The sequence below is a fragment of the Phytobacter sp. SCO41 genome (genome assembly GCF_003073275.1).
In the GTDB taxonomy this organism is placed as follows: Bacteria; Pseudomonadota; Gammaproteobacteria; order Enterobacterales; family Enterobacteriaceae; genus Phytobacter; species Phytobacter diazotrophicus.
This window is the reverse complement of the sequence record NZ_CP027225.1, coordinates 4,607,912-4,621,751: the sequence shown is the minus strand read 5'-3', so window position 1 is coordinate 4,621,751 and position 13,840 is coordinate 4,607,912. Positions and strand designations below refer to the sequence as shown.

The following is a 13,840-nucleotide window of genomic DNA, read 5'->3' as shown; positions in this document are numbered from 1 at the left end:
TTAGCGTTGGGCTTCGGTGATATAGTCTGCGCCATCCATCAGCCTGTTTAATGTCGGGCTGTCAGGGGAAGCCGTGGTTGACACGGCTTTTTTGCGTAAAGGCTTTTGTATTCCTGAGTACCGCTAAATCCTTTTCAGGGACTAAAACGCGTTATGTTGTCTGCGAATCAACCAATGAGCGAAAATTTGCCAGCACATGGCTGTCGCCATGTAGCAATCATTATGGACGGCAATGGTCGCTGGGCGAAAAGACAAGGAAAGATACGGGCATTTGGACACAGAGCGGGTGCGAAATCAGTCCGCCGGGCCGTTTCTTTTGCTGCCAACAGCGGGATTGATGCGTTAACGCTTTACGCGTTCAGTAGTGAGAACTGGAATCGTCCAGCGCAGGAAGTCAGTGCGTTAATGGAATTATTTGTGTGGGCGCTGGACAGTGAAGTGAAGAGCCTGCACCGACATAATGTGCGTTTGCGCATTATTGGTGATACCAGCCGTTTCAACGCGCGTCTGCAAGAGCGTATTCGTAAAGCGGAAGCGTTGACTGCCCAGAATACGGGGCTGACGCTAAATATCGCGGCGAATTATGGCGGACGCTGGGATATCGTACAGGGAGTACGGCAATTGGCCGTTCAGGTTCAGGAAGGGGTATTGCATCCTGACCAAATTGATGAAGATTTGCTGAGCCAGCAAATCTGTATGCATGAACTGGCACCTGTAGATTTAGTGATTAGGACGGGTGGGGAACATCGCATAAGTAACTTTTTACTTTGGCAAATTGCCTATGCCGAACTTTACTTTACGGATGTTCTTTGGCCCGATTTTGATGAACAAGACTTTGAAGGTGCGCTGCATGCCTTTGCCAATCGAGAGCGTCGTTTCGGCGGCACCGAGCCAGGTGGCGACAAAGCCTGATGGGGGTAGCTTTTGCTGAAGTATCGCCTGATTTCTGCGTTTGTATTAATACCCATTGTCATTGCTGCATTGTTCTTATTGCCGCCTGTGGGTTTTGCGATTGTTACGCTTGCCGTTTGCATGCTGGCTGCATGGGAATGGGGACAACTGAGCGGTTTTACGTCACGGACACAGCGTGTCTGGCTGGCAGTATTATGCGGGCTGGTGTTGGCACTGATGTTGTTTATGCTGCCGGAGTACCATCATAATATTCATCAGCCAGTCGTCGAGGTTTCACTTTGGGCTTCGCTTGTCTGGTGGGTTATCGCTCTGGTGCTGGTGCTGGGTTATCCTGCATCTGCAGCAATTTGGCGTAATTCGAAACCTATACGGTTGATTTTCGGCATTCTCACAATTATTCCTTTTTTCTGGGGTATGCTGGCGCTGCGGTCATGGCATTACGCTGATAATCACTACAGCGGGGCGTTATGGTTGCTGTATATCATGATCCTGGTATGGGGCGCAGATTCAGGTGCGTATATGTTTGGCAAACTGTTTGGCAAACATAAGCTGGCACCGAAGGTGTCACCGGGAAAAACCTGGCAAGGCTTTATTGGCGGCTTGTTTACCGCAGGAATTATTTCCTGGGGATATGGTGCGTGGGCAAATCTCGAAGTTGCGCCATCAACATTATTACTCTGTTCTGTGATCGCGGCGCTGGCCTCGGTGCTGGGTGATCTGACGGAAAGCATGTTTAAGCGTGAAGCCGGTATTAAAGACAGTGGTCATTTAATCCCCGGTCACGGTGGTATACTTGACCGCATCGACAGCCTGACGGCGGCGGTTCCTGTATTTGCCTGTCTGCTGTTACTGGTTTTCAGGACGATTTAACGGACGGTTTTATGCTGAGCTTTCTCTGGGATTTGGCGTCGTTCATTGTTGCGCTTGGTGTTCTAATCACCGTGCATGAATTTGGCCATTTCTGGGTTGCTCGCCGTTGCGGCGTGAGAGTCGAGCGTTTTTCCATTGGTTTCGGCAAAGCGCTCTGGCGTCGCAAGGACAAGCAAGGTACGGAATTCGTTATTGCCGTCATTCCGCTTGGTGGTTACGTCAAAATGCTGGATGAGCGTGTTGAACCGGTGACGCCGGAAATGCGCCATTACGCCTTCAACAATAAAACCGTTGGCCAGCGTGCTGCGGTTATCGCGGCGGGACCGATCGCCAATTTCCTCTTTGCTATCGTGGCTTACTGGCTGGTGTTTATCATCGGTGTACCGGGTGTTCGCCCGGTTATTGGTGAAATTGCGCCCAATTCCATCGCGGCAAATGCGCAAATTACGCCAGGAACGGAACTTAAAGCGATTGATGGCATCGAAACGCCTGATTGGGACGCAGTGCGTTTGCAGCTGATCGCCAAAATTGGCGACAAGCAAACCACACTCAGCGTGGCTCCGTTTGGGAGCAATAACCGCCAGGACAAAGTTCTCGATTTACAACAGTGGAATTTTGCACCTGATAAAGACGACCCGGTCGCGTCATTAGGGATTCGTCCTCGCGGTGCGCAGATTGAACCGGTATTAGCTGAGGTACAATTAGGCTCGGCTGCAAGCAAAGCAGGTTTGCAAGCTGGCGACAGGATCGTTAAAGTCGATGGTCAGCAACTAACGCAGTGGATGACGTTTGTCACCCTGGTGCGCGATAATCCGGGCACACCGTTAGCACTGGACATTGAAAGGCATGGGAGTCCCTTGTCTTTAACGCTAATACCGGATGCGAAACCCGGTAACAAGGCGGAGGGTTTTGCCGGCGTTGTGCCGAAAATTATCCCGCTGCCGGATGAATATAAGACAGTACGCCAGTACGGGCCATTTAGCGCCATCGCTGAAGCTACGGACAAAACGTGGCAATTGATGAAGCTGACGGTCAGTATGTTGGGGAAATTGATAACCGGTGACGTAAAACTGAACAACCTCAGTGGGCCGATCTCGATCGCTCAGGGGGCTGGGATGTCAGCAGAGTTCGGGTTGATTTACTACCTGATGTTCCTCGCGTTGATAAGCGTGAACTTAGGTATCATCAATCTGTTCCCATTACCTGTCCTCGACGGGGGGCATCTGCTGTTTTTAGCGATTGAGAAGCTGAAAGGCGGACCGGTATCCGAGCGGGTTCAAGACTTTAGTTATCGCATTGGCTCGATTTTGCTGGTGTTGTTAATGGGGCTTGCACTTTTCAATGATTTCTCTCGGTTGTAAGAGAGTTTGTTAGGAAGAACGCATAATAACGATGGCGATGAAAAAGTTGCTCATAGCGTCGCTGCTGTTTAGCAGCGCCACCGTATACGGTGCTGACGGGTTCGTAGTGAAGGACATTCATTTCGAAGGCCTGCAGCGTGTCGCCGTTGGTGCGGCCCTCCTCAGTATGCCGGTTCGCCCAGGCGACACGGTGAATGATGAAGACATCAGTAACACCATCCGCGCCCTGTTTGCCACTGGTAACTTCGAGGATGTTCGCGTACTCCGCGACGGTGATACCCTTCTCGTTCAGGTAAAAGAACGTCCGACAATCGCCAGTATCACTTTCTCCGGCAACAAGTCGGTGAAAGATGACATGCTCAAGCAGAACCTTGAAGCTTCAGGCGTACGTGTTGGTGAATCTCTGGATCGCACTACACTGTCTGATATCGAAAAAGGTCTGGAAGATTTCTATTACAGTGTCGGTAAATACAGTGCCAGCGTGAAGGCGGTCGTTACGCCTCTGCCACGTAACCGTGTTGACCTTAAACTGGTCTTCCAGGAAGGCGTATCAGCCCAGATCCAACAGATCAACATCGTCGGGAACCATGCGTTTACGACCGAAGAGCTGATCTCTACCTTCCAGTTGCGCGATGAAGTGCCATGGTGGAACGTGGTGGGCGATCGCAAGTACCAGAAACAGAAACTGGCGGGCGATCTTGAAACCCTGCGTAGTTACTATCTGGATCGCGGTTATGCGCGTTTTAATATTGATTCCACGCAGGTGAGTCTGACGCCGGATAAAAAAGGTATCTACATCACCGTCAACGTGACCGAAGGGGATCAGTACAAACTCTCTGGTGTTGAAGTCAGCGGCAATCTGGCGGGTCACTCCGCGGAGATTGAAAGCCTGACCAAAATCCAGCCGGGCGAGCTGTATAACGGCACCAAAGTGACCAAAATGGAAGATGACATTAAAAAACTTCTTGGTCGCTATGGTTATGCCTACCCGCGCGTTCAGTCGCAGCCGGAAATCAACGATACGGATAAAACCGTTAAGCTGCATGTAAACGTCGATGCGGGTAACCGTTATTACGTGCGTAAAATTCGCTTCGAAGGTAACGATACTTCGAAAGATGCCGTTCTGCGCCGCGAGATGCGTCAGATGGAAGGTGCCTGGCTGGGCAGCGACCTTGTAGATCAGGGTAAAGAGCGTCTGAACCGTCTGGGTTACTTCGAAACGGTAGATACCGATACGCAGCGTGTGCCGGGCAGCCCGGACCAGGTTGACGTCGTGTACAAAGTTAAAGAGCGTAACACCGGTAGCTTCAACTTCGGTGTTGGCTACGGTACAGAGAGCGGTGTGAGCTTCCAGGTGGGTGTCCAGCAGGACAACTGGCTGGGTACTGGCTACTCCGTGGGTATCAACGGTACGAAGAACGACTACCAGACCTATTCCGAATTCTCGGTGACCAACCCGTACTTTACGGTGGATGGTGTGAGTCTCGGCGGGCGTATCTTCTACAATGACTTTAAAGCTGACGATGCTGATCTGTCTTCCTACACCAACAAAAGTTATGGTCTGGATGGCACGTTAGGTTTCCCGGTTAACGAATACAATACCCTGCGTGTGGGCTTAGGCTATGTCCATAACGATCTGTCTAAGATGGAACCGCAGGTGGCGATGTGGCGTTATCTGGACTCCATTGGTCAAAGCGCCAGTAAAACCGACGATAATAACGGTTTCACGGCAAACGACTTCACCTTCAACTATGGTTGGACATACAACAACCTTGACCGGGGTTACTTCCCGACCAAGGGCTCACGTGTCAACCTGAACGGTAAGGTGACGATTCCGGGTTCCGATAACGAGTTCTACAAAGTTACAATTGATACGGCTTCCTACTTCCCGATCGATGACGATCATAAATGGGTTGTTCTGGGACGTACACGTTGGGGTTATGGTGACGGCTTAAGTGGTAAAGAACTGCCGTTCTATGAGAACTTCTATGCTGGTGGTTCCAGCAGCGTTCGTGGTTTCCAATCCAACAACATTGGTCCGAAAGCCGTTTATTACGGTGCGAAGGGGCTGGATAACTGTGATTCGACGACTAAGAAATACTGTAGTTCTAATGACGCCGTGGGCGGTAACGCAATGGGCGTGGCAAGCGTAGAGTTCATCACGCCGACGCCATTTATTAGTGAGAAGTATGCGAATTCTGTGCGCACATCGTTCTTCTGGGATGCAGGTACCGTTTGGGATACCAACTGGCAAAACACTGCTGATATGAAAGCGTTAGGCATACCGGATTACAGTGACCCGAGCAATATCCGTATGTCCGCGGGTATCGCCTTACAATGGATGTCCCCATTGGGGCCGTTGGTTTTCTCCTACGCCCAGCCGTTTAAGAAATACGATGGAGACAAGGCAGAACAGTTCCAGTTTAACATTGGTAAAACCTGGTAACTTGCCGCAGCGAAGGAATGCATAAGTAGTGTCGTGATGGTGAGGCAGTGCGCTTCGTACTGCCTGCCAACGCAAAGAACGGTACCTTCGGGTACAAACGGGATGGTGAGGAGTTAATTGTGAAAAAGTGGTTATTAGCTGCAGGTGTAGGTTTGGCAATGGCAACGTCTGCTCAGGCGGCCGATAAAATTGCGGTCGTAGACATGAACAGCCTGTTCCAACAGGTTGCGCAGACTTCTGGCGTTTCTCAGACAATGAAAAACGAATTCAGTGGCCGTGCCAGCGAACTGCAGCGTATGGAATCTGACCTGCAGACTAAAATGCAGCGCTATCAGCGTGACGGTTCCACAATGAAAGCGGCCGATCGTACTAAGCTGGAAAAAGATATCCAGGCTCAGCGTCAGGATCTGGCACAGAAAGGTCAGGCTTTCGAGCAGGATCAGGCTCGTCGTTCTAACGAAGAACGTGGCAAGCTGATGACCAAAATTCAGGCTGCTGTGAAGAAAGTTGCTTCCGATCAGGGCGTGGATCTGGTTATTCCTTCTAACGCCGCTATCTACAACAGCAATGACGTTAAAGACATCACTGCTGATGTACTGAAACAGGTTAAATAAGTAATGCCTTCAATTCGACTGTCTGATTTAGCTCAACAGTTGGATGCAGAGTTACACGGTGATGGCGATATCGTCATCACCGGCGTTGCGTCCATGCAATCCGCTAAAGCAGGGCAAATCACCTTCATGGTAAATCCAAAGTACCGTGAAAGCTTAGCTGCCTGTCAGGCGTCTGCTGTCGTCATGACGCAGGACGATCTTCCTTTTGCCACGAGTGCGGCTCTGGTAGTGAAAAACCCCTACCTGACATACGCACGCATGGCCCAAATTCTTGATACCACGCCGCAACCGGCTCAGAAAATCGCCCCTGGGGCGGTGATCGATCCTGATGCGACGCTGGGAAACAACGTGGCGATTGGCGCAAACGCAGTCATCGAATCCGGCGTGACGCTTGGCGACAATGTTGTCATTGGCCCCGGCTGCTTCGTTGGGAAAAATACGAAAATTGGTGCGGGCTCCCGTTTATGGGCCAATGTGACCATTTACCATGAAATCGAGATCGGTGAGAATTGCCTGATTCAATCGGGCACCGTGATCGGTTCTGATGGTTTTGGTTATGCTAACGATCGCGGCACCTGGGTTAAGATCCCACAACTTGGTCGTGTCATCATCGGCGATCGTGTTGAAATTGGTGCATGTACCACTATCGATCGCGGTGCGCTGGATGATACCCGCATTGGTAACGGTGTCATCATTGATAACCAGTGCCAGATTGCACATAACGTCGTGATTGGCGACAATACCGCGGTTGCTGGTGGCGTCATCATGGCGGGTAGTTTGAAAATTGGCCGTTATTGCATGATTGGCGGTGCCAGCGTTATCAACGGGCATATGGAAATCTGCGATAAAGTCACCGTGACGGGAATGGGGATGGTGATGCGTCCTATCACCGAGCCAGGAATTTATTCCTCCGGCATCCCGCTACAGCCGAACAAGGTGTGGCGTAAAACCGCAGCCCTGGTGATGAACATTGATGACATGAGCAAGCGCCTCAAAGCTATTGAGCGTAAAGTCAATAAAGAAGACTAATAGCTCGCTCGCTACGTTTAAACTTCCCGGCCTGTCGGCATTCTTACGATTGCCGCGGGCCGTGTTATTATGGCCTTTTAGTATATTTAGACAGGAAGAGTATTTTGACTACTGACACTCATACTCTGCACATTGAAGAGATTCTGGAGCTTCTGCCGCACCGTTACCCGTTTTTGCTGGTAGACCGTGTGCTGGACTTTGAAGAAGGTCGTTTTCTGCGCGCAGTTAAAAATGTTTCGGTAAATGAGCCGTTTTTCCAGGGGCATTTCCCAGGCAAACCGATTTTACCTGGCGTGTTGATTCTGGAAGCGATGGCGCAGGCAACCGGTATTCTGGCGTTCAAAAGCGTCGGTAAACTGGAACCAGGCGAGCTCTACTACTTCGCAGGTATCGATGAAGCGCGCTTTAAGCGTCCGGTTGTGCCAGGCGATCAAATGATCATGGAAGTAACTTTCGAAAAAACGCGCCGTGGCCTGACTCGCTTCAAGGGTGTCGCGCTGGTAGACGGTAAAGTTGTTTGTGAAGCTACTATGATGTGTGCACGTAGCCGGGAGGCCTGATACGTGATTGATAAAACCGCCTTTATTCATCCTTCTGCCATTGTTGAAGACGGTGCCGTTATTGGTGCTAACGCTCACATTGGTCCGTTTTGTATTGTTGGCGCTAACGTCGAAATCGGCGAAGGCACCGTACTGAAGTCTCATGTTGTTATTAATGGCCATACCAAAATTGGTCGCGATAACGAGATTTATCAGTTCGCTTCCATCGGCGAGGTTAACCAGGATCTGAAATATGCTGGTGAACCGACCCGCGTGGAAATTGGCGATCGCAACCGCATCCGCGAAAGCGTCACCATTCACCGTGGCACGGTACAAGGCGGTGGGTTGACGAAGGTGGGCAGTGACAACCTGCTGATGGTCAATGCGCACGTTGCGCATGATTGCACCGTTGGCAGCCGCTGCATTCTGGCGAATAACGCCACACTGGCAGGCCACGTTTCCGTTGATGATTTCGCGATCATCGGCGGTATGACCGCGGTGCACCAGTTCTGCATTATCGGTGCGCACGTTATGGTTGGCGGCTGTTCTGGTGTCGCACAGGACGTTCCACCGTTCGTGATTGCTCAGGGTAACCACGCCACTCCGTTTGGTGTGAATATTGAAGGTCTTAAGCGTCGTGGCTTTAGCCGCGAAGCGATCACCGCAATCCGTAACGCGTATAAACTGCTGTACCGCAGCGGCAAAACGCTGGATGAAGCGAAACCTGAAATCGCCGAGCTGGCAGAACAGCATCCGGAAGTGAAAACGTTCATGGCGTTTTTTGAACGTTCCACGCGTGGTTTAATTCGGTAATGGTTGAACGTCGTCCGTTAACGATTGCCCTCGTCGCCGGAGAAACCTCCGGCGATATTCTTGGTGCGGGTCTCATCCGCGCACTGAGAGCGCGTATGCCCGATGCGCGTTTCGTCGGTGTTGCCGGGCCGCGTATGCAGGCCGAAGGCTGCGAGGCCTGGTACGAAATGGAAGAGCTGGCGGTGATGGGGATTGTCGAGGTGCTTGGTCGCCTGCGACGTCTGCTGCATATCCGTGCCGACCTCACGCGTCGCTTTAGCGAGCTTAAACCCGATGTCTTTGTCGGCATTGATGCACCCGATTTCAATATTACCCTTGAGGGGAACCTGAAAAAGAAGGGCATCAGGACCATTCATTATGTCAGCCCTTCGGTATGGGCCTGGCGCCAGAAACGCGTTTTCAAAATAGGCAGAGCCACCGACCTGGTGCTCGCATTTCTGCCTTTCGAAAAAGCGTTTTACGATAGATTCAATGTTCCCTGCCGTTTTATCGGTCATACCATGGCGGATGCGATGCCGCTGGATCCGGATAAAAATGCGGCGCGGGACACATTAGGCATTCCCCATGACGCGCACTGCCTTGCGTTACTTCCGGGCAGCCGTGGCGCAGAGGTTGAGATGCTGAGCGCTGACTTTTTGCATACGGCGCAGCTGTTGCGTAAGCATTATCCGGACCTGGAAGTTGTGGTTCCGTTGGTGAATGCAAAGCGTCGCGAGCAGTTTGAACGCATCAAAGCGGATGTGGCCCCTGAGCTGCGCGTGCATATGCTGGATGGCCTGGCGCGGGAAGCGATGATCGCCAGTGATGCAGCATTGCTGGCATCCGGCACAGCCGCGCTGGAGTGTATGCTGGCGAAATGCCCGATGGTGGTGGGTTATCGGATGAAGCCGTTTACCTTCTGGCTGGCGAAGCGTCTGGTTAAAACCGATTACGTTTCGCTGCCCAATTTACTGGCGGGCCGTGAGCTTGTTAAAGAGCTGCTGCAGGATGACTGTCAGCCTCAGGCGCTGGCTGATGCGTTACTTCCCCTGTTGGCAAAGGGCAAAACCAGCCACGCGATGCACGATATTTTCCGGGAGCTGCATCTGCAGATCCGCTGTAATGCCGATGAGCAGGCCGCAGATGCCGTACTGGAGTTGGCACAATGATGGAATTTATTTACCCCCATACACACCTGGTTGCCGGTGTGGATGAAGTTGGACGCGGCCCGTTGGTTGGCGCAGTGGTGACTGCTGCTGTTATCCTCGATCCGGCGCGTCCTATTATCGGTCTTAATGACTCGAAAAAATTATCTGAGAAACGCCGTCTGGCATTGTTTGACGAGATCAAAGAGAAGGCGCTGGCCTGGAGTCTGGGCCGTGCAGAGCCGCACGAAATCGACGAGTTAAATATTCTGCATGCCACGATGCTGGCGATGCAGCGTGCGGTCGCTGGTTTGGGTATTATTCCGGAGTATGTTCTCATTGATGGCAACCGTTGCCCCAAACTGCCGATGCCTTCGCTGGCGGTTGTAAAAGGTGACAGTCGGGTGCCTGAAATCAGCGCCGCCTCCATTCTGGCGAAGGTCACCCGCGATGCAGAAATGGCCACGCTCGATCTGACTTTTCCTCAATACGGTTTCGCGCAGCATAAAGGCTATCCAACCGCTTTCCATCTGGAAAAACTGGCTGAGCATGGCGCAACGGAACATCATCGGCGCAGCTTTGCGCCCGTCAAACGCGTGCTGGGCCTTGTGTCCTGATTCTGTGACGTGAAGAGATCTGAAAATGGCTGAACCACGTTTCGTACACCTGCGGGTGCATAGCGACTACTCCATGATAGACGGGCTGGCGAAAACCGGGCCGCTGGTGAAAAAGGCGGCCGCGCTCGGCATGCCAGCGCTGGCGATCACCGATTTTACCAACCTGTGTGGCCTGGTGAAGTTCTACGGAACGGCCCATGGCGCGGGGTTAAAACCGATTGTGGGGGCCGATTTTCATGTTCAGAGCGAACTACTCGCGGACGAACTGACGCAGCTCACTGTACTGGCAGCAAACAACGTCGGCTATCAAAACCTGACGCTGCTAATTTCTCGTGCCTATCAGCGTGGGTACGGGGCGGCGGGGCCATGGATTGACCGCGACTGGCTGGTTGAGCTGAAAGACGGGCTGATCCTGTTGTCTGGTGCCCGGATGGGGGATGTTGGTAAAAGCCTGATGCGCGGTAATAGCGCGCTGGTCGAGCAGTGCGTGGCGTTTTACGAAGAGCATTTCCCCAACAACTATTATCTCGAACTGATTCGTACCGGTCGCGCGGACGAAGAGAACTATTTGCATGCGGCGGTACGGCTCGCCGAAGAACGCGGTCTGCCTGTTGTGGCGACCAATGACGTGCGTTTTATCGATGCGGGCGACTTTGATGCCCATGAAATCCGTGTCGCGATTCACGACGGCTTTACCCTTGATGACCCCAAGCGTCCGCGTAATTACTCTGCGCAGCAATATATGCGCAGCGAAGACGAGATGTGTGAGCTTTTCTCTGACATCCCGGAAGCGCTCGAAAACACGGTAGAAATCGCCAAACGTTGTAACGTCACGGTGCGTCTGGGCGAGTACTTCCTGCCCCAGTTCCCGACCGGGGATATGACCACCGAAGATTTTCTTGTCGCGAAGTCGAAAGAGGGCCTGGAAGAGCGTCTGGCATTCCTTTTCCCGGATGAGACGGTCCGTAAAGAGAAACGCCCTGAGTATGATGAACGTCTGGATATTGAACTCCAGGTTATTAACCAGATGGGGTTCCCGGGCTACTTCCTTATCGTTATGGAATTTATCCAGTGGTCGAAAGATAACGGCGTGCCGGTAGGGCCGGGCCGTGGTTCGGGTGCAGGATCGCTTGTGGCGTACGCGCTGAAAATTACCGACCTCGATCCGCTGGAATTCGACCTGCTGTTCGAACGTTTCCTTAACCCGGAACGTGTCTCCATGCCCGACTTCGACGTTGACTTCTGTATGGAAAAACGCGATCAGGTTATCGAGCATGTAGCAGATATGTACGGGCGTGATGCGGTATCGCAGATTATTACCTTCGGTACGATGGCGGCGAAAGCGGTTATCCGCGACGTGGGCCGCGTGCTGGGGCATCCGTACGGTTTTGTTGATCGTATCTCTAAGCTGGTGCCGCCCGATCCTGGTATGACGTTGGCGAAAGCCTTTGAAGCGGAACCGCAACTGCCAGAAATCTACGAGGCTGACGAGGAAGTCAGAGCGCTAATTGATATGGCGCGTAAGCTGGAAGGCGTCACGCGTAACGCCGGTAAACACGCCGGTGGTGTGGTTATCGCGCCGACCAAAATCACCGATTTTGCACCGCTCTATTGTGATGAGGCGGGGCAACATCCGGTCACCCAGTTTGATAAGAACGACGTGGAATACGCGGGTCTCGTGAAGTTCGACTTCCTGGGGCTGCGTACGCTCACCATCATCAACTGGGCGCTGGAGATGATCAACGCCCGTCGTGAGAAGAACGGCGAGCCACCGCTTGATATCGCCGCTATCCCGCTTGATGACAAGAAAAGCTTCGACATGCTGCAGCGCTCGGAAACCACAGCGGTATTCCAGCTTGAATCCCGCGGCATGAAAGACTTGATCAAGCGTCTGCAGCCTGACTGCTTCGAAGATATGATAGCCCTGGTGGCCCTGTTCCGTCCGGGCCCACTGCAGTCGGGAATGGTGGATAACTTTATCGACCGTAAGCACGGGCGCGAAGAGATTTCCTACCCGGACGTACAGTGGCAGCATGAGAGCCTGAAACCGGTACTGGAGCCGACCTACGGCATCATCTTGTATCAGGAACAGGTGATGCAGATAGCCCAGGTGCTGTCTGGCTATACCCTCGGCGGCGCGGACATGCTGCGTCGTGCGATGGGTAAGAAAAAGCCGGAGGAGATGGCCAAGCAGCGCGGGACCTTCGAAGAAGGGGCGAAGAAAAACGGCGTTGACGGCGAGCTGGCGATGAAAATCTTCGACCTGGTGGAGAAATTCGCCGGGTACGGATTTAACAAATCGCACTCTGCTGCCTATGCTTTAGTCTCATACCAGACGCTGTGGCTGAAAGCGCACTATCCGGCAGAGTTTATGGCGGCGGTAATGACCGCCGATATGGACAACACCGAGAAGGTGGTAGGCCTGGTGGACGAATGCTGGCGCATGGGGCTCAAGATCCTGCCGCCGGATATCAACTCTGGTCTGTACCATTTCCACGTGAATGACGACGGTGAAATTGTTTACGGCATTGGGGCTATCAAAGGCGTGGGTGAAGGCCCGATTGAAGCGATCCTCGAGGCTCGTAATAACGGCGGCTATTTCCGGGAACTGTTTGATCTCTGTGCCCGTACCGACACCAAAAAACTCAATCGCCGGGTGCTGGAAAAACTGATAATGTCCGGGGCGTTTGACCGCCTTGGGCCGCATCGCGCCGCGCTGATGAATTCCCTCGGCGACGCCCTGAAAGCGGCAGATCAGCATGCGAAAGCGGAAGCCATTGGTCAGGCGGATATGTTCGGTGTCCTGGCAGAAGAGCCCGAACAGGTGGAACAGTCTTACGCCAGTTGCCAGCCGTGGCCAGAGCAGGTGGTGCTGGACGGTGAACGTGAAACCCTGGGGCTGTACCTGACCGGGCATCCGATCACCCAGTATTTAAAAGAGATCGATCGTTACGTCGGTGGCTACCGACTAAAAGACATGCACCCGACCGAACGTGGCAAGGTCACTACGGCGGCGGGGCTGGTGATTGCTGCGCGGGTTATGGTCACCAAGCGCGGCAATCGTATTGGCATCTGTACTTTGGATGACCGTTCCGGGCGCCTGGAAGTGATGTTGTTCACGGACGCCCTGGACAAATATCAGCAACTGCTGGAAAAAGACCGCATACTGATCGTCAGCGGACAGGTCAGCTTTGATGACTTCAGCGGGGGGCTTAAAATGACCGCCCGCGAAGTGATGGACATTGACGAAGCTCGTGAAAAATATGCGCGCGGGCTTGCTATCTCGCTGACGGACAGGCAAATTGATGACCAGCTTTTGAACCGACTCCGTCAGTCTCTGGAACCCCATCGCTCGGGGACCATTCCAGTACATCTCTACTATCAGAGGGCGGATGCACGTGCACGATTACGTTTCGGCGCAACGTGGCGTGTCTCTCCGAGCGATCGTTTATTAAACGATCTCCGTGGCCTCATTGGTTCGGAGCAGGTGGAACTGGAGTTTGACTAATACAGGA

The 13,840-nt window shown here is 52.8% G+C and carries 11 protein-coding genes; all 11 read left to right on the top strand.

Translation table 11 applies throughout. The features are described 5' to 3' along the window. Positions 1-153 precede the first annotated feature (153 nt). The 11 genes from ispU (at position 154) to dnaE (ending at position 13,833) form a co-directional block, all read left to right on the top strand. Complete coding sequence (gene ispU, locus C5523_RS22515; protein ID WP_039078437.1) at positions 154-912, top strand: (2E,6E)-farnesyl-diphosphate-specific ditrans,polycis-undecaprenyl-diphosphate synthase; 759 nt, start codon at positions 154-156, stop codon at positions 910-912. Positions 913-924: 12 nt separating this feature from the next. Then, positions 925-1,782 carry a phosphatidate cytidylyltransferase gene (gene cdsA / locus C5523_RS22510; RefSeq protein ID WP_039078438.1) on the top strand — a complete coding sequence of 286 codons (858 nt, stop codon included), beginning with the start codon at positions 925-927 and terminating at the stop codon, positions 1,780-1,782. Positions 1,783-1,793: 11 nt separating this feature from the next. Further along, positions 1,794-3,143, top strand: a complete 1,350-nt coding sequence (gene rseP / locus C5523_RS22505) for a sigma E protease regulator RseP (protein WP_039078439.1) — start codon at positions 1,794-1,796, stop codon at positions 3,141-3,143. 31 nt (positions 3,144-3,174) lie between these two features. After that, entirely contained in the window at positions 3,175-5,589 is a 2,415-nt protein-coding gene (bamA, locus tag C5523_RS22500) for an outer membrane protein assembly factor BamA (RefSeq protein WP_071193679.1), read from the top strand. A 119-nt stretch (positions 5,590-5,708) separates the two neighbouring features. Then, complete coding sequence (skp, locus tag C5523_RS22495) at positions 5,709-6,203, top strand: molecular chaperone Skp (protein WP_039078473.1); 495 nt, start codon at positions 5,709-5,711, stop codon at positions 6,201-6,203. A gap of 3 nt (positions 6,204-6,206) precedes the next feature. Continuing rightward, entirely contained in the window at positions 6,207-7,232 is a 1,026-nt protein-coding gene (gene lpxD / locus C5523_RS22490) for a UDP-3-O-(3-hydroxymyristoyl)glucosamine N-acyltransferase (protein ID WP_108702007.1), read from the top strand. Between the two features lie 104 nt (positions 7,233-7,336). Further along, the gene (gene fabZ, locus C5523_RS22485) at positions 7,337-7,792 is read left to right on the top strand and encodes a 3-hydroxyacyl-ACP dehydratase FabZ (RefSeq protein ID WP_004145858.1); all 456 of its coding nucleotides are present in this window, start codon (positions 7,337-7,339) and stop codon (positions 7,790-7,792) included. Positions 7,793-7,795: 3 nt separating this feature from the next. Further along, entirely contained in the window at positions 7,796-8,584 is a 789-nt protein-coding gene (gene lpxA / locus C5523_RS22480; RefSeq protein ID WP_039078442.1) for an acyl-ACP--UDP-N-acetylglucosamine O-acyltransferase, read from the top strand. After that, positions 8,584-9,732: a lipid-A-disaccharide synthase gene (gene lpxB / locus C5523_RS22475; RefSeq protein ID WP_108702006.1), complete on the top strand. Its 1,149-nt coding sequence runs from the start codon at positions 8,584-8,586 to the stop codon at positions 9,730-9,732. Before lpxA ends, lpxB begins: the two co-directional genes overlap by 1 nt. After that, entirely contained in the window at positions 9,729-10,325 is a 597-nt protein-coding gene (gene rnhB / locus C5523_RS22470) for a ribonuclease HII (RefSeq protein WP_039078444.1), read from the top strand. Before lpxB ends, rnhB begins: the two co-directional genes overlap by 4 nt. Before the next feature lie 25 nt (positions 10,326-10,350). Beyond that, the gene (dnaE, locus tag C5523_RS22465) at positions 10,351-13,833 is read left to right on the top strand and encodes a DNA polymerase III subunit alpha (RefSeq protein WP_108702005.1); all 3,483 of its coding nucleotides are present in this window, start codon (positions 10,351-10,353) and stop codon (positions 13,831-13,833) included. Positions 13,834-13,840 lie beyond the last annotated feature (7 nt).